Source organism: Gottfriedia sp. NPDC057948, assembly GCF_042887255.1.
In the GTDB taxonomy this organism is placed as follows: domain Bacteria; phylum Bacillota; class Bacilli; order Bacillales; family Bacillaceae_G; genus Gottfriedia.
The window spans coordinates 105,043-127,974 of the sequence record NZ_JBHVPN010000011.1; the positions used below are offsets into that span (position 1 = coordinate 105,043).

General features: G+C 33.8%; 18 protein-coding genes, 1 pseudogene and 1 riboswitch. Of the genes and pseudogenes, 14 read left to right on the forward strand and 5 right to left on the reverse strand.

Annotated elements, in window-relative coordinates; genetic code table 11:
• Nucleotides 1-207 precede the first annotated feature (207 nt).
• The 6 genes from ACFVRR_RS16360 (at nt 208) to ACFVRR_RS16385 (ending at nt 8,577) form a co-directional block, all read left to right on the forward strand.
• Nucleotides 208-1,701 carry an aldehyde dehydrogenase family protein gene (locus ACFVRR_RS16360; protein WP_387330617.1) on the forward strand — a complete coding sequence of 498 codons (1,494 nt, stop codon included), beginning with the start codon at nt 208-210 and terminating at the stop codon, nt 1,699-1,701.
• Between the two features lie 71 nt (nt 1,702-1,772).
• Entirely contained in the window at nt 1,773-3,143 is a 1,371-nt protein-coding gene (locus tag ACFVRR_RS16365) for a putrescine aminotransferase (RefSeq protein WP_387330620.1), read from the forward strand.
• Nucleotides 3,144-3,225: 82 nt separating this feature from the next.
• Nucleotides 3,226-4,596 carry a 4-aminobutyrate--2-oxoglutarate transaminase gene (gabT, locus tag ACFVRR_RS16370; protein ID WP_098231257.1) on the forward strand — a complete coding sequence of 457 codons (1,371 nt, stop codon included), beginning with the start codon at nt 3,226-3,228 and terminating at the stop codon, nt 4,594-4,596.
• Between the two features lie 32 nt (nt 4,597-4,628).
• Nucleotides 4,629-6,050: an NAD-dependent succinate-semialdehyde dehydrogenase gene (locus ACFVRR_RS16375; RefSeq protein ID WP_387330709.1), complete on the forward strand. Its 1,422-nt coding sequence runs from the start codon at nt 4,629-4,631 to the stop codon at nt 6,048-6,050.
• A gap of 111 nt (nt 6,051-6,161) precedes the next feature.
• On the forward strand, nt 6,162-7,346 hold the full coding sequence (locus tag ACFVRR_RS16380; protein WP_387330623.1) for a CaiB/BaiF CoA transferase family protein: 1,185 nt from the start codon (nt 6,162-6,164) through the stop codon (nt 7,344-7,346).
• 13 nt (nt 7,347-7,359) lie between these two features.
• Nucleotides 7,360-8,577, forward strand: a complete 1,218-nt coding sequence (locus ACFVRR_RS16385) for an acyl-CoA dehydrogenase family protein (protein WP_387330626.1) — start codon at nt 7,360-7,362, stop codon at nt 8,575-8,577.
• A 61-nt stretch (nt 8,578-8,638) separates the two neighbouring features.
• On the opposite strand, the gene ACFVRR_RS16390 is transcribed toward ACFVRR_RS16385, so the two are convergent.
• The gene (locus tag ACFVRR_RS16390; RefSeq protein ID WP_387330628.1) at nt 8,639-8,989 is read right to left on the reverse strand and encodes a PH domain-containing protein; all 351 of its coding nucleotides are present in this window, start codon (nt 8,987-8,989) and stop codon (nt 8,639-8,641) included.
• A gap of 306 nt (nt 8,990-9,295) precedes the next feature.
• Here ACFVRR_RS16390 and ACFVRR_RS16395 point away from each other — a divergent pair, with 306 nt between their 5' ends.
• Nucleotides 9,296-9,841, forward strand: coding sequence for a hypothetical protein (locus ACFVRR_RS16395; protein WP_387330631.1), 546 nt, complete (start codon nt 9,296-9,298; stop codon nt 9,839-9,841).
• 140 nt (nt 9,842-9,981) lie between these two features.
• On the opposite strand, the gene ACFVRR_RS16400 is transcribed toward ACFVRR_RS16395, so the two are convergent.
• The gene (locus ACFVRR_RS16400; RefSeq protein WP_387330634.1) at nt 9,982-11,031 is read right to left on the reverse strand and encodes an NAD(P)/FAD-dependent oxidoreductase; all 1,050 of its coding nucleotides are present in this window, start codon (nt 11,029-11,031) and stop codon (nt 9,982-9,984) included.
• A 206-nt stretch (nt 11,032-11,237) separates the two neighbouring features.
• Between ACFVRR_RS16400 and ACFVRR_RS16405 the strand changes: the two are divergent.
• Nucleotides 11,238-11,351, forward strand: a pseudogene (locus tag ACFVRR_RS16405) (iron chelate uptake ABC transporter family permease subunit); the annotation flags it as partial.
• A gap of 59 nt (nt 11,352-11,410) precedes the next feature.
• On the opposite strand, the gene ACFVRR_RS16410 reads toward ACFVRR_RS16405, so the two are convergent.
• The 3 genes from ACFVRR_RS16410 to ACFVRR_RS16420 form a co-directional block, all read right to left on the reverse strand.
• A complete protein-coding gene (locus ACFVRR_RS16410; RefSeq protein ID WP_387330637.1) occupies nt 11,411-11,998 on the reverse strand; it encodes a xanthine phosphoribosyltransferase in 588 nt (195 codons plus the stop codon).
• Between the two features lie 103 nt (nt 11,999-12,101).
• Nucleotides 12,102-12,203, reverse strand: a riboswitch (purine riboswitch).
• Between the two features lie 73 nt (nt 12,204-12,276).
• Nucleotides 12,277-12,843 (reverse strand): HD-GYP domain-containing protein, encoded by a 567-nt coding sequence (locus ACFVRR_RS16415; protein ID WP_387330640.1) that lies wholly within the window; start codon nt 12,841-12,843, stop codon nt 12,277-12,279.
• A 34-nt stretch (nt 12,844-12,877) separates the two neighbouring features.
• Nucleotides 12,878-14,311, reverse strand: coding sequence for a BglG family transcription antiterminator (locus tag ACFVRR_RS16420; protein ID WP_387330643.1), 1,434 nt, complete (start codon nt 14,309-14,311; stop codon nt 12,878-12,880).
• 345 nt (nt 14,312-14,656) lie between these two features.
• On the opposite strand from ACFVRR_RS16420, the gene ACFVRR_RS16425 reads away from it, so the two are divergent.
• The 6 genes from ACFVRR_RS16425 to ACFVRR_RS16450 all read left to right on the forward strand — a co-directional run bounded on the left by ACFVRR_RS16425 (nt 14,657) and on the right by ACFVRR_RS16450 (nt 22,807).
• Nucleotides 14,657-15,178 (forward strand): hypothetical protein, encoded by a 522-nt coding sequence (locus tag ACFVRR_RS16425; RefSeq protein ID WP_387330646.1) that lies wholly within the window; start codon nt 14,657-14,659, stop codon nt 15,176-15,178.
• A gap of 260 nt (nt 15,179-15,438) precedes the next feature.
• Nucleotides 15,439-15,666 (forward strand): heterocycloanthracin/sonorensin family bacteriocin, encoded by a 228-nt coding sequence (locus ACFVRR_RS16430; RefSeq protein ID WP_335479127.1) that lies wholly within the window; start codon nt 15,439-15,441, stop codon nt 15,664-15,666.
• 207 nt (nt 15,667-15,873) lie between these two features.
• Complete coding sequence (locus ACFVRR_RS16435) at nt 15,874-17,817, forward strand: putative thiazole-containing bacteriocin maturation protein (RefSeq protein WP_387330648.1); 1,944 nt, start codon at nt 15,874-15,876, stop codon at nt 17,815-17,817.
• Nucleotides 17,814-19,757 (forward strand): TOMM precursor leader peptide-binding protein, encoded by a 1,944-nt coding sequence (locus ACFVRR_RS16440; RefSeq protein WP_387330651.1) that lies wholly within the window; start codon nt 17,814-17,816, stop codon nt 19,755-19,757. The genes ACFVRR_RS16435 and ACFVRR_RS16440 overlap by 4 nt, the downstream gene beginning before the upstream one ends.
• A gap of 25 nt (nt 19,758-19,782) precedes the next feature.
• Nucleotides 19,783-21,357 (forward strand): SagB/ThcOx family dehydrogenase, encoded by a 1,575-nt coding sequence (locus tag ACFVRR_RS16445; protein ID WP_387330654.1) that lies wholly within the window; start codon nt 19,783-19,785, stop codon nt 21,355-21,357.
• A 643-nt stretch (nt 21,358-22,000) separates the two neighbouring features.
• Nucleotides 22,001-22,807 (forward strand): M15 family metallopeptidase, encoded by an 807-nt coding sequence (locus tag ACFVRR_RS16450; RefSeq protein WP_387330657.1) that lies wholly within the window; start codon nt 22,001-22,003, stop codon nt 22,805-22,807.
• Nucleotides 22,808-22,932: the final 125 nt, after the last annotated feature.

The window sequence follows — 22,932 nt, forward strand, 5'->3', positions numbered from 1 at the left end:
GTTTTACAGAAATAGTTTTAAAAACGTTTAATGATCGTAGATTTTTTACGATTTTCAAAGATTATGCAAAGTGTAATAGTGTTATGCAAAAATGAATAATAATGTACAGGTTATTGAAGTAAAACCCTTATAAATTAGGTGTATTAAAGTTGGCACAGTTCTTGCAAATTATTAAATTGTTAAGAATTTAAGGAGGGTTTATATACAATGGTCGATGTTCAATTTAAAACAATTGATTTAAAGATGTTTATTAATGGCGAATGGAAAGATTCTAGCAATCATGAGAAACGCCCTGTTATTAACCCAGCAAATGGAGAAGTCATTGCATATGCTCCTGAAGGAACGGTTGAAGATGCGAAAGAAGCAATTGATGTTGCTCGTAAAGCATTCAATGATGGAAGATGGTCTGATTTATCTGCTCAAGAAAGAGCAACTTACTTATTTAAAATTGCAGACAAAATAGAAGAATACCAAGAAGAACTAACTAAACTTGAAACATTAGATAATGGAAAAACAAATCGTGAGGCTGGTTTTGATGTAGCCGATGCAGCAGCTTGTTTCCGTTATTATGCAGGATTAATTACAAAGCCAGATGGTTTTACTTACCATGTAGCAGATCCTATGCAGGCTATGGTTGTTCGCGAACCAATTGGAGTATGTGGATTAATTGTTCCTTGGAACTATCCATTATTAATGAGTGTATGGAAAATTGCTCCAGCACTAGCGGCAGGTAATACAATCGTTTTCAAACCATCTGAGGTAACACCAGTGACTCCAAAGAAATTATTTGAAATTTTTGAAGAGGTTGGTCTCCCACAAGGTGTAGCAAACATGGTTATGGGTGCTGGTCCAGTAGTTGGAAATGAAATCGCTGCCAACCCTGATGTTGATATGGTTTCATTCACAGGTGGAACAAAAACGGGCAAACATATCATGAAAACAGCGGCAGATACGATGAAAAAAGTATCACTGGAGCTTGGTGGAAAATCTCCGAATATCATTTTTGCAGATGCAGATTTTGAAACGGCTGTCGATTATGCTCTATTTGGGATTTATGCAGGTTCAGGTCAAGTTTGTTCGGCTGGATCAAGAATTTTAGTCGAAGAATCAATTTATGATCGCTTTGTAGAGCGATTTGTAGAACGTGCCGAGAAAATAAAAGTAGGTCCTGGGGATGTAGCTGAAACAGAAATGGGGCCTCTAGTTAGTAAAGAGCATTTAGAAAAAGTTTTAAGCTATATACAAATAGGTAAAGAAGAAGGCGCGAGACTTGCTTGTGGTGGAAATCGAATCGAAAAAAATGGTTTGGAGAAAGGTTATTTTGTTGAACCAACTGTTTTTGCAGATGTTGAACAAAATATGCGCATTGTCCAAGAAGAAATTTTTGGTCCAGTCGTATGTATTCAAAAGTTTAAATCTGAAGAAGAAGCGTTAAAACTTGCAAATGGCACTGTATACGGTTTAGCGGGTGCTGTCTTTAGTAAAGATGGAGCGAAAGCTTTAAGGGTAATTAAAAAGTTACGTTCGGGCATTACTTGGATTAACTCATACCACCCAACATACAATGAAGCTCCTTGGGGCGGCTACAAACAAAGCGGTGTAGGGCGTAGCCTAGGTACATTTGGACTAGAAGAATTCCAAGAAGTTAAACAAATTAATATTAACTTACAAGTTGAACCAATTGGATGGTTTGCAGAATAATTTTAGGCAGTTTTAAGAAGAGACAGATAGGAAAGATAAAAATAGATAAAATGACTATAGGAGTGAACAAAATGAGTATCAACTTAAAAAACGAATTAAAAAGTGAAGAAAAAAATGTAACCGAGTACATTAATAAGGTTTTAAGTTTAATAGAAAAAGAGACTGTTACAGAAGAAGACGCTGCATGGATCACAAAGGAAACAGTTGATGGTTTTAGAGAGCATGTAAACCCAGGTTTCCTTGCTTACCGCAAAACGGTTACAGAAGGCGGTCAATTTGCATCTGTTGAATGGTCTGATAGCGGATCATGCTTTAAAGACGTAAATGGTAAAGAGTATATCGATTGTTTAGGCGGATTTGGAATTTATAATGTTGGTCACCGTCATCCAAAAGTTATCAAAGCAGTTACAGATCAGTTAAAAAGACAGGCACTTCATAGCCAAGATTTATTAGATCCATTACGTGCAATGCTTGCTAAAATTTTAGCAGATATTACACCTGGTGATTTAAAATACTCATTCTTTACAAATAGTGGTACTGAAAGCGTAGAAGCAGCATTAAAGCTTGCAAAAATGTATAGTGAGCGCAGTACATTTATTTCAACTACACGTGCATTCCACGGAAAAAGCTTAGGTTCTTTATCTGGTACTGCAAAAGGCATGTTCCGTAAACCGTTTTTACCGTTAATTCCTGGATTCCGCCATGTTCCATTTGGTGACATTGATATGATGAGAAAAACATTTGAAACTTGCTCTTTAGTAGGCGAAGATGTTGCAGCAGTTATACTTGAGCCAATTCAAGGTGAAGGTGGAATTATTCTTCCTCCTCCAAACTACTTAAAAGAAGTTCGTGAACTATGTGATGAGTACGGAGCTCTATTAATTTTTGACGAAGTTCAAACAGGTATGGGACGTACTGGTAAAATGTTTGCTGCTGATTTATATGAAGTAGTTCCAGACATTATTTGTCTTGCGAAAGCATTCGGTGGCGGAGTTATGCCAGCTGGAGCAGTAGTTGCAAAAGAAGAAGTTTTCAAAAGCTGGTTCCCAAATCCATTTATGCATACAACAACATTTGGTGGAAATCCATTAGCATGTGCAGCTGCTATTGCTACAATCAGTGTGCTTCTTGAAGAAAAATTACCTGAAAGAGCAGAAGTAGTTGGAGCTTACTTCTTAGATCAATTAAAAGAAGCAGCAAAAGGACATGAAGACAAAGTTTTAGAAATTCGTGGTCAAGGTTTAATGATTGGAATCGAGTTCCATCAAGATGAAATTGGCTATGAAGTTTCTAAAGGAATGTTTGATAAAGGGATACTAGTTGCTGGTACATTAATTAACTCAAAAACAATTCGTATCGAGCCTTCTTTAAAAATTAGCTATGAAGAAGTTGATACTGTAGTAAGTGCATTTAAAGAAATTTTATCTACTATTGAAGTTTAATACTTTTAGCATGTCATGACTTTAAAATTCATGACATGCTTTAATTACAGACAAAAATCGTTATAGATAGGATGGTGCAATTATGGCAGATCGAAAATTCGTTAAAATCCAAACTTCAATTCCAGGACCAAAATCACAAGAGTTAGTTGCTAGAAGAAATAAAGTGGTTCCAAAAGGAATTAGTAATAATAGTACAGCATTTGTAAAAAAAGCAAAGGGTGCACTAGTTGAGGATATTGATGGTAATACGTTTATTGACTTTGCAGGTGCAATTGGAACAATAAATGTGGGTCATTCCCATCCTAGAGTAGTAAGGGCGCTTCAAGCTCAGGCCGGAGATTATATTCACACAGGTTTTAATGTCATGATGTATGAATCTTATATTCAGCTTGCAGAAAGATTAGCAGATCTTTCTCCTGGAAGTTTTGAAAAACAAGTAGCATTTTTTAATAGTGGCGCAGAAGCTGTTGAAAATGCAGTGAAAATTGCAAGAAAGTATACAAAGCGTCAAGGAATCATTTCTTTTACTAGAGGGTTCCATGGTCGAACATTAATGACAATGACGATGACAAGTAAAGTTAAGCCATACAAATATGGATTTGGACCATTTGCTCCTGAAGTCTATAAAGCACCATATCCATATGTTTACCGTCGTCCAGATCAAATGGATGAAAAAGAATATAGTAAATTTATCATTGAACAATTTGAACAGTTTTTGATTGCAGAGGTTGCACCAGAAACAATTGCTGCAGTCGTAATGGAACCAATCCAAGGTGAAGGTGGCTTTATTGTTCCTGATCTTGATTTTGTCAAAAGGGTTAGAGAAATCTGTACGCAATATGGAATATTATTTGTAGCAGATGAGATTCAAACTGGTTTTGCTAGAACAGGTAAATATTTTGCAATTGAGCACTTTGGAGTTGAGCCTGATTTAATTACAATTTCAAAATCAATGGGTGCAGGAGTACCTATTAGTGGCGTTATCGGTAGAAAAGAAATTATGGAAGCTTCTGATGCTGGAGAAATAGGTGGAACATACTCTGGTAGTCCACTTGGATGCCGTGCAGCATTAGCAGTACTCGATATCATTGAGGAAGAAGGATTAAATGAGCGAGCTGTTGTAATCGGCGAAAAAGTTAACGAGGAAATGCACAAGTGGGCTAAGCAATTTGAACAAATAGGTGATATTCGCGGAATTGGCGCAATGTGTGCAATGGAGATTGTAACAAATAAGAAAGATAAAACACCAGACAAAGTGACAGTTGGAAAGATTGTAAAAGAAGCTAACAATAGAGGGTTAATGTTGTTAAGCGCAGGTATCTTTGGCAATGTTATTCGTTTGTTAATGCCACTAACGATTACAGATGAACAGCTTGAAGAAGGACTAGATATTTTAAGGGAGTCAATTGAAGCTGTATTACTACCAGAATTACAATTGGAGGTAAACTCATGAGCCAAATTAAAGAGAAATATGAAGTCTACCCAATGTATATAGATGGTACATGGGTTGGGAACGATCATGAATATTATACGAAGGTTACAAATCCTGCAACTGGTGCAGTTGTAGGTGCAATTCCAACGGGTGGTACATATGAAGCAAAATTAGCTGTTGATGCTGCTCATACAGCATTTAAAACTTGGTCAAAAAAGACAGCAGAAGAAAGATACCATTTATTAATGAATTGGTATCGTCTGATTGACGAAAAGAAAGAAGAAATTGCTAAATTAATGACCATTGAGCAAGGTAAACCATTAAAAGAAGCATTAGGTGAAACTGTTTATGCAAATGGTTTTATTTCTTGGTATGCAGAAGAAGGTAAACGTGTATATGGAGAAACAATTCCTGCATCACAACCTAATAAACGAATTCTTATTAGGAAAGAACCTGTAGGAGTTGTTGCAGCAATTACACCTTGGAATTTCCCGGCAGCTATGATTACAAGAAAAGTTGCTCCTGCACTTGCCGCTGGTTGTACAACGGTTATTAAGCCGGCTACTCAAACACCTTTAACAGCATTAAAACTTGCGGAGCTTGCTCATGAAGCGGGGATTCCAAAAGGTGTAATTAATGTCGTTACTGGTAAGTCTTCTGAAATTGGCGATGTATGGTTAAAAGATCCAAGAGTAACAAAGATTACATTTACTGGCTCTACTGAAGTTGGCAAAAAGCTAATGGTAGGAGCAGCAGAGAATGTCAAAAAGGTTTCACTGGAGCTTGGTGGAAATGCACCATTTATTGTCATGGATGATGCTAATTTATCAAAAGCAGCGGTTGGCTTAGTTCAGTCAAAATTCCGCAATGCGGGTCAAACTTGTATTTGTACAAATCGTATTTATGTACAGGAAAGTGTAGCAGAAGAATTTACAGCGTTATTTACAAAAGAGCTAGAAAAATTAAAAGTGGGTAACGGTTTAGAAGAAGGAATTGATGTTGGTCCACTAATTGATGATGCAGCTTTAGAAAAGGTAAAAACGCTAGTTGAAGATGCTACTAATAATGGTGGAAAAATCGTATATAGTGGGAATAAACCTTCAGAGGAAAATGGATATTATTATGCACCAACTATTTTAACGGGTATTACGGATGAAATGGCATGTATGAAGGAAGAAATATTTGGTCCACTTGCACCAATTACTACGTTTAAAACCGAACAAGAAGTAATTGAGAGAGCAAATAATTCAAATTACGGTCTTGCTGCATATGTTTATACGGAAAACTTAAGTCGTTCGTTCCGCGTTACAGAAGCACTTGAGTACGGAATTATTGGACTAAACGATGGTACACCTTCTGCTGTACAAGTTCCATTTGGCGGTTATAAAGAGAGCGGTCTTGGAAGAGAAGGCGGTCATTTTGGAATTGAAGAATTTTTAGAAGTTAAATATATTTCAATTGGGTTAGACATTTAATAAATCTACTGTTAATACAAAGCGCAGTTATAAGCCAGTTAAACATTCAATTCAACTATTGTGATTGATCGTTTTACTGGCTTATTAACTAGATTAATAGAGGTGGAAAAATTGCCAGGTGCATTACATGGAATAAAAATCATTGATTTAACAAGAGTACTAGCCGGACCCTTTTGTACGATGATCCTCGGGGATTTAGGAGCAGAGATTATAAAAGTAGAAAGTATAAATAATGGCGATGAAACTAGGGGATGGGGGCCACCTTTCGTTGAAGGTGAAAGCGCTTATTATTTATGTACGAACCGCAATAAAAAAGGCATAACACTAAACTTAAAAAGTGAGCAAGGTAAAGAAATTTTAAAAAAGCTAGTTTCAGAGGCTGATGTAGTTGTTCAAAATTTCAAACCTGGAACCATGACAAAACTAGGTTTTGGGTATGAGGAATTGAAAAAAATAAAGGAAGACATAATACTAGCGTCCATTAGTGGGTTTGGTAGTGAAGGACCGAATTCAAGTTTACCAGGATATGATTATATCATCCAAGCGATGTCTGGATTAATGAGCATTACTGGTGAGAAAGAGGCAGAGCCAACAAAAGTAGGTGTAGCCATTTCGGATGTTTTAACTGGTCTATTTACATGTATTGGGATTCTTGCTTCACTTCAGAATCGAGATCGTACAGGAGAAGGTCAGGAAATCGATATTTCATTGTTTGACTCTCAGCTAGCTGCTTTAGTAAATGTAGCTAGTAATTATTTATGTAGTGGAATTGTACCTGAACGAATGGGAAATCAACACCCAAATATCGTTCCATATCAAGTCTTTACTGCAAGTGACGGTGAATTAGTAGTTGCGGTAGGTAATGATGAACAATTTAAAAGGTTTACATTACTAATTGATGAACCAGACTTAATGGATGAAAAATTTGAGACAAATACGGGCCGTTTACAGAATAGAAAACAAATAGAGCAATTAATTCAAAATAAGTTGAAGTTGAAAAGTAAAAATGAGTGGAAACAATTATTAGATCAAATAGGGATTCCAAATGGCCCAATAAATAATGTGAGTGAAGCCCTACAGTCTGAACAAGCTAAATCGAGAGAAATGGTGTTGGAAGTAAACCATCCTTTTATAAAGGATCTAAAATTAGTCGGATCACCGTTAAAATTATCAAAAACACCAATTGAAGTATTAAGACACCCGCCTTTACATGGTGAGCATACAGAAGAAATAGTAAGTAAACTAGGGTATTCTCGAATTGAAATAGAAGAGATGAAACGAAATAAAACAATTTGAGGAGGAAATAAAAATGGATTTTTCATTATCTGAGGAACAAATTAGTGTAAGGAAAGTAGTCAGGTCATTTGTAGACAGAGAAATTATCCCATTTATAAAAGAATGGGATGAAAAAGGACATTTCGAAGCGAATATTCTAAAACGAATTGCAGATTTACAACTAATGGGTGTATGTATTCCCGAACAATACGGTGGAGTAGGAATGGATTATAACACATTAGCGATTGTATGTGAGGAATTAGAGCGAGGAGACACTGCTTTCCGTACTGCTGTTTCAGTACATACTGGTTTAAATAGTATGACATTACTACAATGGGGAACTGAAGAACAAAAGAAAAAGTATCTTGTTCCTCAAGCGCAAGGTAAGAAAATTGGTGCGTTTGGATTAACAGAGCCAAATGCAGGATCAGATGTAGTAGCAATGGCAACAACAGCTGTAAAAGATGGAGATAGTTACATCATAAACGGATCAAAAACATGGATTTCTTTATGTGATGTAGCGGACCATTTCTTAATTTTTGCGAAAACAAATCATGACTTAAAGCACCATGGAATTTCTTGCTTTATCGTAGAACGGACTTTTGAAGGCGTTTCCACAAAAGCGATCAAAGGAAAAATGGGTATTAGAGCAGGGAATACTGGTGAAGTATTTTTAGATGATGTAAGAGTCCCGGCTGAAAACTTACTAGGTTTCGAAGGTGAAGGGTTTAAAATTGCAATGTCTGCGCTTGATAACGGACGATTCACAGTTGCAGCTGGTGCTTGTGGATTAATTCAGGCATCACTTGAAGCAAGCGTAAAATACTGTAATGAGCGAAAAACATTTGGAAAAGAAATTGGAAAACATCAATTAGTACAACAAATGATCGCGAAAATGTCATCAAACCTTGAAATCTCACGTCTATTAGTTTATAAGGCTGGTTGGTTAAAAAATAATGGAAAACGTAACACTAGAGAAACGTCTCTAGCAAAATGGATCTCTTGTAATGCCGCAAATGAAGCAGCAAATGATGCAGTTCAAATTCACGGTGCATATGGATTCTCAAACGAATTCCCAGTAGAACGCTATTTAAGAAACTCAAAAGCACCTGTTATTTACGAAGGAACAAGAGAAATACACACAATTATGCAAGCTGAATATGACCTTGGTTATAGAGAAGATAAAGTGTTAAGAAAAATGCTTCCAGCTTGGCCATTTGAAGAAGTTACGGTTGAAGCGGTGAAGTCTTAAAATTGAATTATTGATTAAATACTAGTAATAAGACTGTCCGTTAAAGACAGTCTTATTTCAGTTATTTAATATCAGTACGTAACGTATTTTGTATCTGCTGTAAAACATCATCAACGTGATCTAATTCTAAAATGATTTTATCGTATTTGTGGTTATTTAACGTTAAAACTAAATTTCCCTTATTAGTGCTTGAAGCTACAAAATAGTTCACTCCATCTTTTTTGAAATAGCCATATTTACTTGGGCCTAAATGTGTACCATACATTTTCCATAAAAATTGATGGGTATCCTCTTTAGAAACATCCTTTATATTACTGTATGGAACCTCGATTGTATGTTTTAATCCTAATATTGTTTCAAGACTAGAAAGTGAAATGATTAATTTATCTTCCTCAAATAAAATTGTTTTCATAAAATATCCCTCCTTACTTCTTATACGACCAGGGACTGCATATCGTTCATTTATATTTTAATTTCATTATTAATACATAGGTGTACTTTTTACCGAAACCATTTATTTTAAAACTAAACAAACGTTTAATTAAATAGATAATCAACGATTTTATCGTATATTGACTGGAATAAGTAGGCTTAGTATTAGTGAAAATCGAAAAAAAATTGAACGATAAGATAATTTTTTTCATAGCAAGTGAATGCTAGGGAATGATATCATCTAGATAAAAGAATTTATTTACTATTCTCAGGAGAGGTACTTAAAATGGATCAACAAGTACAAACTTATTTTGAAAACCTTGAATCAAATGACAAGAATTTGCAATACGAAGCCTTTGACTATATTATTTCCGTTACAAAAGAAAAAGTAGATTGGTCGTATGAAGTATGGGATCGATTAAAATCAGAGCTTACGCATAAAGGAAATCACAAAAGGTCAAGAGCTGCACAGTTTCTCTCAAATTTAGCGATTAGTGATCCAGAGAAGAGGATGCTAAACGATTTTCCTGCAATTTGGCAAATTACATATGATCCAAAATTTGTTACGGCAAGACATACTTTACAATCAATATGGAGAGTAGGCTTAGCTAGTCCTGAACAAAGAGCAATCGTGCTTAATCATCTAGAAAATCGTTATTTAAATTGCAAAAAAGAAAAGAACCATACATTGATTCGTTACGATATCATTCAATGTATGAGAAACCTTTATGACGCGGTTAAGAATGAAGAGATTAAACAAAAGGCTTTCGAATTGATTGATACAGAAGAAGATCCAAAATATCGAAAAAAATATATGACGGTGTGGAAATGAGAAAGAAAAAATAGAAGCCCATTGGGAGTTTCTATTTTTTTATACTAAAAGAAGTAATTAAATTCTAACGCATAAGAAAGAAAAAACGAATTCACATGGAATTCGTTTTTTGTTATTAGCCAAGTGAAAATTTACTAAAATTAGTTCATCATCTGTTTAATTAAATCACGATTTCTTTGTTTAAATACCTCATTATGAGATGAAACCATTGCTGATCCACTAGCATCTGGTTGAATATATTGCTTCGCTTTATTAACGGCATTAGCGGCATCCTGAAATGCGCCAGCAATTAGTTGTAACTTTCCTTCATGCATTAAAATATCTCCAGCTGCATAAATCCCTTCAATCGAAGTTTCACTCGTTGTATTCCCTTTAATATAGAAATCTTGAATCATTTCTACTTTTATTTCACTGTTATTTAATAAAGAAGTATCTTGTTCATAACCGTGGTTTATGATTACTTCATCAATTGCCAAATGAGATACTTCACCAGTTTCGTTATTTGTTAATTCAACTTTTTCTATTTCTTCATGATTTTCACAAGCAATCAATTTCGTAATTGATGTATTGAAAAGACAGTCTACTGAACTATTCATTAATTGAGAGACTTGAGCTTCATGACCTTTTAGAGCATCTTTTCGGTAAGTTAAATAAACTTTCTTAGCAACCGGCTCTAATTCATTAGCCCAATCAATCGCAGAATTACCACCACCGGAAACGATTACAGTTTTGTCTTTAAAATGTTTAAGTGATTTTACTGTATAGTTTAAATTTGAAACTTCAAATCTTTCTGCACCATCTATTTTAAGCTTTGTTGGGTTTAATATTCCACTGCCAACTGCAACAATAATTGTTTTAGAATAATGCTTTTGACCTGAAGAAGTATGTAAAGTAAAAATGCCATTATCATCACGAGTGATCGTGTCGACTTTTTCATTTAATACAACTGTAGGATCAAACGTTAAACCTTGCTGAACGATTTGACCGATGAATTTTTCACCGGGAATTGGTGGCTGTCCTCCAACATCCCAAATCATCTTCTCAGGATAACAATGAACTTTCCCACCTAATTCAGATTGAAATTCTATTATTTTTGTTTTCATTTCTCTTAAACCACTATAAAAAGCAGAGTATAGTCCAGCAGGACCTCCCCCGATTACTGTTACATCATATAGATCAATTATATTCATTTTCTGTCTCACTCCAGAATATTCTGTCATTGATTATCATTCTCAATAAAATATAAACCATTTTTGAGAATTTTTCAATGATTTCACTAGTAATTAATATTGACAATATTAGTAAATAGATTTCTTTCAGGAATCATGATTGTATTAATTTCATCAGCGGAACGTGCTAAAGTAGATATTATTGCAAAATGGTTAGCAGGTAATATATGGGGGACACAATCGGAAGAAACTTAGTCGATTCAGAAGGAATACCAGCAGGGATTATAGTAGCCCTAATCGGTGGACCTTACTTTGTATATTTAATCCTAAAAAAGGCTTAATTAATAGAAAAAAGACATTGTGAACAACACAAATCGTTCAAGCAATGTCTTTTTTATTTTTAAACAGTTAATTCTTCATTGAAGTATTTAATTTGACCGTCTTTTAAAGATTGAATTCGAGCAAGAGATTCAACTCGATAACCACGATCACGCAGAATCTTTCCGCCATCTTGGAATGATTTTTCAATTACGATTCCAAAGCCAACTGTTACTGCCTTCGCTTGTTCCATGACTGAAAGTAATCCAAGAGCTGCCTGTCCGTTTGCTAAGAAGTCGTCTATTATTAAAACTTTATCGCCTTCGTCTAACCATTTATGAGAAATTGAAATTTCATTTTCTTCTTTTTTTGTAAATGAATATACTTTGGCAGTATAAACATCTTGCTGCATTGTGATTGACTTTTTCTTACGTGCAAAAACTAGAGGGACATTCAAAGCAAGTGCTGTCATTAGCCCAGGTCCGATACCTGAAGATTCTATAGTTACTACCTTAGTTATTTTTTCTTCAGAAAATAAACGCGCAAATTCTTCTCCAATTTCTTTCATTAAAACAGGATCCATTTGATGATTTAAGAAAGCATCCACTTTTAATACATCATTTGCTAAAACGATTCCTTCTTGTTCTATTTTTTTTAGTAATAATTCCATAATGATCCCCCTTAATCTAAACAAAAAACTCAAAACATGTACTTCACTGTATAAATTGAGTGAAGTAACACATTTTGAGTCTTTGATTCACTAGAGCTAAAATGTCAGATGTGTTACCACTCATAGTCGGTAAATTTACGGTTAACCGGTAGAAACTTGTGAGCCATATCCTCACTATTATACGAGTGAAATTTATAATTTTAATGAAACTATAACATGTTAATAGATTCTGGTCTAGCAATTAATAGGTGTAAATTATTAGCATTATTGAATACTTCTTAATACAGTTTACAAATAAACTTAGTGAATTCCTTTATTAAATCATGATCATAAACAGTACCACTTTGTTTTTGAATTTTATTTAACGATCGTTCAATTGAACATTTTTTTCTATAAGAACGATCATGGGTTAGTGCATCAAAACTATCAATTATTCTAATTACTTTCGAATTAAAATCAATTTCGTTACTATATAAACCTTCATAGCCAGTCCCATCAATATTTTCGTGATGATAGCGTACAGCATTTATAATTTCATTATGATATGAAAAATTTTTTAATAAATCATACCCATAAATTGTGTGATTCTTCATTAGATTCCACTCGAAATCGGTAAGAGGACCTCTTTTTGTAACGATTGAATTTGGTATTTTAAGCTTACCAATGTCATGTACATAACCAATAAAATGTAATTGATTGGATTGATGCAAAGAGAGATCTAAATATCTACTGAATTTATAAGACATTTCACCTACACGCATCCCGTGTAAAAAAGTATCATGATCAAGTTGCCTTAATAGTTCAACTAAGTCTTTTGTGACTAATGTTGACCTTTCTTTTATCATAAAATCACCTTTGAATTCTTATTTAAAATAAAATTTATTTTAATAAATGGGCGATATGATTAATATCGCGCTGTGAAAGAGTAGAACTAATTACCGCAATTGGAACAATTTCGATATCAATTTGAAAATCAGCAATGATAAAGTCCAAACGTAATTTACTAATTGTTTCAGGCCTCAGTTCGCCGTTTTGGAGTTCAACAAAATGTATTTTATCCCCGAATTCTTTTATTAGTTTAGTTGTTATATACTGTCTTACACCGTAACCTTCACTACTTAACAGTAGAACCCTTTTTTTGACTAATGATAATTTAATGATGATTGCTTGAATATTTAATGTGATTTTAGCAATTACTTCATTATTAACTTCTGGGTATGAAAAGTAATTGCACCAATTACGAAATACAGTTTTTACTTTATTAAATAACTCGGGATACCGCTTTTTAACGTATTCGGAAATGAGACAAGATCGATCAATTCTACCGTTTAAAAAAAGAACTAGGGAAAATGCTTTAAATTGTTTTTGAAGAGTGAGAATAAAATCATTATGATCATGTAATTTTATACTAAGCTTTTTTTCGAGCATCGTAACAAGTTCGTGTATTTCTATATATTGTTTTTCTGATTTGTTATGGTAGCTATTTATAATTTCATCTTGAGGTTCATTATCGCTAGAAAAATAAGGGGATGCAGATAACATTATAGAAAGAGCGTTTAGTTCATTTAATGGAATTGATACTTTATAAATGTTTTCTAGCTGTACGCATATATCAGTTGCAACTGAAAAAAACTTTGAATCCTTAATATTGTTAGAAGGATTTAAATCCAATTGTATATCTCGATCGATTCTTTGAAGCATCGTACCAACATAATAAATATATTTATAAATAGTAGGTGGAAATAAAAGCAAATTATTTTTTTCAGCTGACTTTGTAACTATTTTTTTTATAATAGAAAACGATAGTGAATCATAGGGCCAGTTATTTGTATGGGAATATAGACCATACAATACGTCACAGCATAAGATTCTTTTTTGAAACTCATTACCTACAATTTCAAGTGGTGCACGCTTTAAACTTAAATTATACGACTTCAATAAGGTGTCTACCCGTTCGAGAATTTTATATACCGTATTGTGATGCGTATATAAGACTTTTCCTAAATCACTAATGTGTTCAATGTCTTTTATTAGAATAAACATGATTACCTGAAGCGATAAAGAGTTCTTAACAAAAAGTGAACGAACTTGATCAAGCGAGGAATTAATTGGATTTTTAATATAAATACCTTTTCCTTTTATCGTTTCAATATGCCATCCTTCTGGGAATGTTGCATTGATAATTTGTATATCAGCTCGAATTGTTTTCTCAGTGCAATGTAAAGTTTTAGCAAGCTCCTCCGTTTTGAACCATTTTTCTTGACTACTTAAAATATCGATTAAGTGTAATCTTCTTAAACTCGCCTTATCCATCTCATCTCCTACTTTGATTTAAAATAATATTTTTACTAACATAAATAAGCTTTTGTGATAACAATCACAAAAAGTGTTGTTAAGATAATGTTTTCAAAATAATTTTAAACTTAGATGCTGAATAAGGATATGACTATTTTTACCGTTAAAAACGGTAATAAATATATTTTAATCGACAATCTCCTTTAATATAGTGAAAGGCATATATCATTTTATGAAACTTTATATATTAACTGTTTTTACCTATCAAAACGGTAAAAAAGAGCATTTGAAACTTTAATAAGCAGGGCTATAATTATTTTGTAATGGAACTCGTTTAATTTGTGATTGTATATGGATGTGATCATGAGTGTTGCTCTAAATGGAGAAATGAGGAGGCAAATGATGGGTATAGTGTTGCTTTTTTTTATCCTAGGAAAACTTTTGCTAGTTCAGTCTATGTTACATAGTCGAATTACTTTGTTTGGATTATTATTAAGTATTTTTATTGTTGTTTTGCTATATTTACTTCCAATCTTTTTAGAATTCAATAAAAGAGAACGATCTATTGGTTATAGTTTTACTTCAATAGCGGTTGGAACTATATTATTAATCTGTACTGTTTATGAAAGATATGCAGTTTTTGTAATTACTACTCTTGATCAAACAGAAGAAATCTCCAATACAATATTCTCTTTTTTTATGATAGGGGACTTACTTTTCATTTTTGATTTTTTATTATTACTATACCTCATACTTTTCAAAGTACTTAAAATAAAAGCAGCGCAATTAATTTTTGGAAAAGAAATCAGGAGAAATAAAAGAGCAATTAAAAAGAATTTATTTTCATATTCACCCCTTAATAACATTAAACTTAATGAAGATTAAGGAATAACCGATCTTAATGATGAAAGACGTACGAAAAACCTCACTTTTGATGTGAGGTTTTTTTGTACTTTCAATCAGTTATCATTTTATTAAGGAGTAATAAATTGGGCATGTGAATCGGTAACAATGCCCAAGTCCTCAACATATTTTGTTGTTGAGAGTCTGCGTTTTAGCAGATTCAAATGAGTTAATTGTATTTATTTTTTATAAGTACGTTATGTTTTTATTCGCTTTCAAATTTTATGTCGGAGGTTATAAAAATGTATGATTTTCAAAGAGAGCTTCAAGAATTAAATGTTGGACAGTTTCAATCTAGTCAAGTAGTACCATGGGATTACAATCAGGGTCAAAATTACGATGCTCGTATGTGCTTTGGCTTTTCATGTTTCTTTCCTTTTTTTAGTTGTTTTGGTTGTGGAGGCTGCGGAGGTTGTGGAGGCTGTTTCCGTTGCGGAGGCTGCGGTCACTGCGGTCGCTGTCACCGTTAATTGTAATGTTTCATAAAAACTATTTGTCTATATAGACAATCAGCCCCTACTAATTTTTGTAGGGGCTATCTATAGATATTTATAAGTTTTTGGCAACTGCTATCTAGTCAGGTTATGACATAAGGAATACATAATAAACATAGGATTATGAAGAAAGTATTTATGAAATTTAATGTACAACTCACTGTATCGAAGGGGTTGAAAAGGATGTCAAAATTGAATCCATCTGCACGTCTAAAGATTAATCGAGATACTTTTTTTGTACCTGATGCGAATGGAGGTGTTTATTTTAGGAATAACTTAAGTTCATTTCGAATGGAAGGTACATCTGTTTACCAGTGGATTGAAAAGTTACTTCCAATGTTTAACGGTGAACACTCATTAGATAATTTAACAAATGGTTTGCCTGACCAATACCGGGAAAGAGTATATGAAATAGGTGAAATTTTATATAAAAATGGCTTTGCACGGGATGTAAGTAAGGATCATCCACATCAATTATCTAAAGATATTTTAACTAAGTATGCAAGTCAAATTGAGTTTTTAAATTGTTTTGGAGATTCTGGTTCATATCGTTTTCAAACCTATCGCCAATCCAAGATATTGGCAATTGGTTCTGGAACAATTGTCACTTCGCTGGTTTCAGCATTATTAGAGTCGGGGTTAGCGAAATTCCATCTTTTAATAACAAACACGGAAAATACTGATAAAAAACGAATAAAAGAAATTGTAGACAACGCACGGAGGACGGATCGTGAAGTCGAAGTTGAATTAATTAAGAGAAAGAAGCTTTCATTACAAGAGATTGTATCAACTTTTGATTCGATTTTATACGTTTCAGAAGATGATCGTGTTTATGAGCTTAAAATGCTCAATGAGATTTGTAAAAGAGAGAAGAAGAGATTTATCCCAGCAATTTCTTCGCAAAAGATCTGTATGGCCGGACCATTAGTGACTTCAAATTCTGAAGCTTGCTTCGAGTCGGCGTGGAGAAGTGTGCATCAAAACATTCTCTGTGAAGAAGAAACGAACCAGTCATTGTCTTCGATTACATCGGCAATGTTGGCAAATATTATGGTGTTTGAGCTATTTAAGGATATTACAAAGTCACGCGAAACAGAAAAAAATAATCAGGTTTATATTATTAACCAAGAGACGCTAGAGGGTAGTTGGCACACATTCTCTCCTCATCCACTAGTGATCGGAAAAGCGAAAGCTAAAATAGTTCATAATTTTGAGGAAAAGTTAGAGCAAAACAAACCTAGAGGAGATCAAAGTAATTTATTAACTTACTTAGGTCAGTTCAATTCACAAGAAACTGGATTATTTCACGTTTGGGGTGAGGGCGAACTAAATCAACTTCCATTAGCGCAATGTCGGATACAAGTAGTAGATCCTCTTACAGAAGGTCCAGTAAAACTATTAACAAGTACGATTTGTACTGAATTAACTCATGAAGAAGCAAGAAGAGAGGCAGGGCTTACTGGAGTTGAAATGTATGTATCTCAAATAGCCAGTCAACTTATTATGAATTCAGAGTCCGATGTTGTAGAGTGTATTGAACCTGGGGAATACATCGCAATCGCTACTGGTCAAACTTTTTCAGAAAGTATTTGTAGAGCACTACAAAAATATTTGTCCCAAGAGCTTAATAAACAAACGGACGAACAAAATCATATTCAAGAAATTAAAGCAATAAAAATTGAAGATGATTGTGCTCAATTTTATTTACAAACATTAAATACAATACATGAATCTCCAAAAATAGCATTAGGAAAAGAGGTTTGTGGATTTCCAGTAGTCTGGATTGGTACAGAAAAAGGCTGGTATAGAAGTGTTGGTTTAAATAGAACAATTGCCTTACAAGATGCACTAAAACAAGTACTTAAGGAATCGCAAAATAAAACCCCACTACTTGCATCAACAGCTATCCACAGTTCATCAGTTTTAGTGGAAGAAAAGCAAATATCTGAAATGATTATCCCCGAATCTAATCGTGCTGTACATTCTGATCTATTAGTTTCGGCTATCGATATCTTAAAACGAAATAATATGGAGTTACTAACATTGGAGTTTATGCTTGAATCGATTAATGTAGATGAACTTGCGGGAGTTTATGGTGTCTTGTTAAGAGAGGTGAGCTCGATTTGAATTCAACGGTTACCATTTTTGGAGAGGGATTATTAAGTAAGTACACATCCGAAATTCTGTTAAATAAATATAAATTAGTTCAACAGAAAGATTTAAAGTCTCCGGTTTCCGAGGATACTAGTTTAATACTTATTTTGGATGATGCATGGAACCCTAAGATTTATGAAAAAGCGGATGAAATTTTAAGGATAGGAACCGTTCCATGGCTTCGTGCTTGTATATCATTTGGAGAAGGAGTAATTGGACCTTTAGTACATCCAGGGCAAAAAGGATGTATAAAGTGTGCCGATTTTAGACGTTTAATGGCTGGTAGAGAGCGCAGAGAAATGCTAGAAATAGATCATCAGTTATTAGAAGGTGATGGAGTATCAGATGATGTATGGGGTACAAGAACTGGACTTTTACAAATGGCTTACTTAATTGCAGCAGAAGTAGAAAAATTTATGAACGGTAAAGATACTCGTCTAGAGGAACGTATTTTTCTACTAAATATGAAAACATTCAAAAGCTCTAATCACTTTTTTTTACCGAATCCTTTATGTCCAATTTGTGGTGAACTAGAAGAGGATACTTCTGATTTAGCTATTATTTCACTTGAGCCTAGTATGAAAGTTTCTCCAACAAGCTATCGTAGTCGCTCAATGGATGAATTAAAGAAAGTGTTAGTTAATGACTATTTAGGTCAAAAGACAGGTTTTTTAAATGGAAAGGCATATGATCTAACCACGCCATTTGCAGATGTAGTCGTAAACTTACCGTTACTCCAAGGGGATGAAGGAACAGCGGGGCGTACACTATCATATGAATCTAGTGAATTAACGGCCATTTTGGAAGGGTTAGAAAGGTATTGTGGCCTCACTCCACGAGGAAAAAAAACGGTAGTACATGATAGTTATAACAATGTAAAAGAGTATGCAATGAATCCCGAAATTGTTGGCACGCATTCGAAAGAGCAATATGCTCTGCCGCGTTTTCCATTTAAGAAGTTTAATCCTAAACGGAAGATTGATTGGGTATGGGGCTATTCATTTTTGAAGGAAGAGCCGATTCTTGTACCGGAGTTGCTTTCATACTATAGTCTAGGATGCGGTCACGGTTATGTGTATGAAACTTCCAATGGATGTGCACTAGGGGGAAGCCTAGAAGAAGCTATTTTCTACGGTATTTTGGAAATTGTTGAACGGGATTCATTTTTAATGACTTGGTATGCTCAGTTGGCTCTTCCTCGACTAGATCCAAAATCGGCTAAGGATCAAGAACTCGATTTAATGATTGAACGCATGCGTTTAGTTGGTGGTTACGATCTTCATTTATTTAATTCGACGATGGAGAATGGGATTCCAAGTATTGTTGCCATTGCAAAAAACCGAAAAGAACATGGTTTAAACCTCATTTGTGCAGCAGGAGCTCATCTTGATCCTGTTCGGGCGGTTAAAAGCGCAGTGCATGAGTTAGCTGGGATGATGCTAACATTAGATAAAAAGTTTGAAGAAAATTATGCTAAAAATATGAAAATGCTATTAGACAATACTCTCGTTAAACAAATGGATGATCATGGAATGTTATATGGTTTACCTCAAGCAGAGGAGCGTCTGAAGTTTTTACTAGATGATAACCGTCCATTAAAGACTTTTGAGGAAGAATTTAAATGGAATACAAACCATCTGGATTTGACGAATGATCTAAAGGATATTCTACAAGTATTTAAACAATTAAATCTGGATGTGATTGTAGTCGATCAAACTACTCCTGAAATCAAAAGAAATGGATTATCTTGTGTAAAAGTCTTAATTCCAGGGATGCTGCCTATGACATTTGGCAATCATCTAAAACGATTGAATGGACTTGATCGAGTGTTAAAAGTTCCAGTTAAATTGGGCTACACGAAGAAGCCGCTAAAGCCGGAGCAGCTCAATCCATATCCGCACCCGTTCCCATAGGTGGTGTTCTAGGAGGTCATTTTGGATGAGTTTACAAACATTTCTACACAATCTTCATTTTGATATTGATAAGGCAAATCAAATTGATTGGGAAGTAGATTGGGAGGATGCCCCACTAACTTATAAGCTTTATAAAGATTTACCTACTATTCCACTTTCTCTTAACGTTCCATTATCCTTAAAAGAAAAAAGGGACTCAATTGAGCCGAATTTAGACGAAATAGGCTACTTTCTATGGTATGTATATGGAATAGTTCAAGTTGCTCAAACAGCAATAACTTCCGGCTCCAACGAAATGGTAAATATGATGTCTTCAAACCGAAGATTCATCCCTTCTGGTGGAGGATTGTATCCAAATGAATTGTATTTATATCTTAAGTCTGATCAAGTCTCTTCAGGGATTTATCATTATGATGTTGCTAGACATTGCTTAGTTTTATTAAGAGAAGGAAATTTTGATTTTTATGTATCAAGAGCTTTAGGAAATAGATGTGATCTTCCAAAGTGTTTTGGTACTATTTTTATTTCAACAATGTTTTGGAAAAATTTCTTTAAATACAATAATTTTTCATATCGCCTTCAAGGGTTAGATTGCGGTGTGCTAATTGGTCAGATTTTAGAGATGGCTAAACGCTTTGGGTTTAAAGCGGGAGTATATTACCAGTTTCTAGATCAAGCGATCAACCATTTAATCGGCTTAAATGGACGTGATGAAAGTGTATACGGAGTCATTCCACTCTCTATTGAAGAATCTACCTTGATTTCAAAAGATAATGTAAAAAGTAAAAATTTCAATACGATCGATCTAAGTAAAGAGATACAAACAGTTTCACATAAATATTTAGTAAAATCGAAAAAGATTAAAGAGTTCCCGATGCTAATTAAACTGAATAAAGTATCGATGATCGAATCGACTCAAACGTTTAGAAAAGTTGATGAAGCTGTTGATGCTTTAGATGGACGACATCGAATAATATTACCTAAAGTGGATCGTCTAACTTATGATTTAGCTACTATATGTAAAGAACGGTTTTCACCTGAGCTTGGCTTTGTTTTACGCCCTATTAGTCAAATAAACCTAGCAACATTACTTAAAGAAGCAACAGCATCCTTCTCATATATAAATGATTTAGATGGTTCCTTTAAAAATAATAATAATCGGCCAAAACTATATTTATGTTTGTATAACGTTGAAGGCATTAACAATGGTGCTTATTATTATGATGATCTTAACCATACGCTAGTACAAACTAAATTAGGCGATCATCGGATGCAACTCCAATATGGAATGAGTGCCCCTACCGTTAATTTATTCCAAGTGCCAATTTGTATACATGTAGTAGGGAATATAGAACATATAAAATCGACACATAGTTATAGAGGCTATCGAATCCAACAGATGGAAGCTGGCATAATGGTTCAACGTTTACTAATAGCCGCATCAGCATTAGGATTAGGGGGGCATCCAATACTTGGATATAATGTAAAATTATGCGATGAGTTATACAAATTAGACGAAATAGGAAAAACAAGTTTAATTCAAATTCCAATAGGTCATTATCGGAATAGGCCTTGGTTAAAAGGAAATTTGCATAGTTAATAAATCTTAAAAAGCTAAAAACTAAAAACAAGAATACTTTCTGAGTATTCTTGTTTTTTTGTTCCAGTTTATAACGTCTGAATAAAATTGAATCCACCAAACCCAATGGTGGCATGGGTTCAATACCCAATCAACATATTTTCGACATACAAAAGTCTCAAAAATTAGAATGAATAGTTCTTTTGAATTAAAATTATATAGTATAATTAAGTTGATTATTATTTAAATATAAAAAACCTTCCGAAAAGAAGGTTTTTTTATTTTATTCTCCAACATTTAGAATCTTTGATAAATTAGCATTTTTAGTGAAAATTCTTCTGAAAAATGATTATCAATAAAATTATATTAAAACAATATTAAAATTGTTATAAATACTATTTATTAACATAACATATAATTAAAAAAAATGTCAGATTATAAAACTTTTTGTATAATTAAATCGTCTAATTTTAGTAAAGCAAATTTATCAATTTTTCTTATTAGCTTTTGTTTAATCTTAACCGTTGATTATTAGTAGTTTGATTAAAAGAATTCGTGACGATACTAGAATAAAAATAACTTTATTAAACATCTATCAAATACTTACGACAACAAACAATTAAGAAATGATAAAAAGTATAGAAATCATAGGAGGAGAAAACAATTGTCCAGAGCCATGAAAAATCGTAGAAAAAAACCAATTTTAGGGATCGCAATTTCCCTAGTTCTAGTAGCTGGAGTTGCAGGTACACTTTATGAACAAAACAAAGAACCTAAAACGATTGTTATTAAAAAGAATGCTAAGGTTAAAAATGACATTGTAAAAAATGATAATGTACTAAATTTTCCAGATTATTATAAAACTACAAAAGAAGATGAATCTGGATTATTAGAAGTGTTAAACGTTGATTCAAATTTAGTCTTAATTAATAAAGATCGAAAGTTACCAGATGGTTATGAACCTAACGATCTTATCTATCCATCAATACCATTAAATGGGGCAGTAAAAGAAAAAACTAGAATGAGAAGTGAAGCTGGACATGCATTAGAGAAGTTATTTGCTGGTGCAGCTGCGGATGGTTATACATTAACAGCAATTTCAGGATACCGTTCGTATGATCGACAAGTTGCTTTATACAATAATTATGTTTCTGTACACGGTGAGGAATGGACTAAGGCATACAGTGCATATCCCGGAACGAGTGAACATCAAACTGGTCTAGCCATAGATGTTTCATCACCGTCATTTGGTAATGCGTTAGAAGTAGGTTTTGCCAAAACGCCTGAAGGAACATGGTTAGCAGAGCACGCACATGAATACGGCTTTATTATTCGTTACCCAGAAGATAAAGTAGATATAACAAAATATCACTATGAACCATGGCATATTCGATACGTTGGAAAAGAATACGCTACTTATTTATATACGAATCATCTTGCACTTGAAGAAGCAATGCCAGCTAAAAAATAATAATAACAAAAAGGCATGTCCCATTAATATGAGACATGCCTTTTTATGTAGACTACAAAGAAAACAGATTTTCAGACAGGCGAAGCAACTAAGAAAGCGAGCGTTTGTCAATAGTCTGAGACATG

Excerpts from the sequence above, each read along its gene's own strand:
- ACFVRR_RS16360 (WP_387330617.1), top strand. The coding sequence starts at position 208 with ATGGTCGATGTTCAATTTAAAACAATTGATTTAAAGATGTTTATTAAT.
- ACFVRR_RS16365 (WP_387330620.1), top strand. The coding sequence starts at position 1,773 with ATGAGTATCAACTTAAAAAACGAATTAAAAAGTGAAGAAAAAAATGTA.
- gabT (WP_098231257.1), top strand. The coding sequence starts at position 3,226 with ATGGCAGATCGAAAATTCGTTAAAATCCAAACTTCAATTCCAGGACCA.
- ACFVRR_RS16375 (WP_387330709.1), top strand. The coding sequence starts at position 4,629 with ATGTATATAGATGGTACATGGGTTGGGAACGATCATGAATATTATACG.
- ACFVRR_RS16385 (WP_387330626.1), top strand. The coding sequence starts at position 7,360 with ATGGATTTTTCATTATCTGAGGAACAAATTAGTGTAAGGAAAGTAGTC.
- ACFVRR_RS16390 (WP_387330628.1), bottom strand. The coding sequence starts at position 8,989 with ATGAAAACAATTTTATTTGAGGAAGATAAATTAATCATTTCACTTTCT.
- ACFVRR_RS16395 (WP_387330631.1), top strand. The coding sequence starts at position 9,296 with ATGGATCAACAAGTACAAACTTATTTTGAAAACCTTGAATCAAATGAC.
- ACFVRR_RS16400 (WP_387330634.1), bottom strand. The coding sequence starts at position 11,031 with ATGAATATAATTGATCTATATGATGTAACAGTAATCGGGGGAGGTCCT.
- ACFVRR_RS16410 (WP_387330637.1), bottom strand. The coding sequence starts at position 11,998 with ATGGAATTATTACTAAAAAAAATAGAACAAGAAGGAATCGTTTTAGCA.
- ACFVRR_RS16415 (WP_387330640.1), bottom strand. The coding sequence starts at position 12,843 with ATGATAAAAGAAAGGTCAACATTAGTCACAAAAGACTTAGTTGAACTA.
- ACFVRR_RS16420 (WP_387330643.1), bottom strand. The coding sequence starts at position 14,311 with ATGGATAAGGCGAGTTTAAGAAGATTACACTTAATCGATATTTTAAGT.
- ACFVRR_RS16425 (WP_387330646.1), top strand. The coding sequence starts at position 14,657 with ATGAGTGTTGCTCTAAATGGAGAAATGAGGAGGCAAATGATGGGTATA.
- ACFVRR_RS16430 (WP_335479127.1), top strand. The coding sequence starts at position 15,439 with ATGTATGATTTTCAAAGAGAGCTTCAAGAATTAAATGTTGGACAGTTT.
- ACFVRR_RS16435 (WP_387330648.1), top strand. The coding sequence starts at position 15,874 with ATGTCAAAATTGAATCCATCTGCACGTCTAAAGATTAATCGAGATACT.
- ACFVRR_RS16445 (WP_387330654.1), top strand. The coding sequence starts at position 19,783 with ATGAGTTTACAAACATTTCTACACAATCTTCATTTTGATATTGATAAG.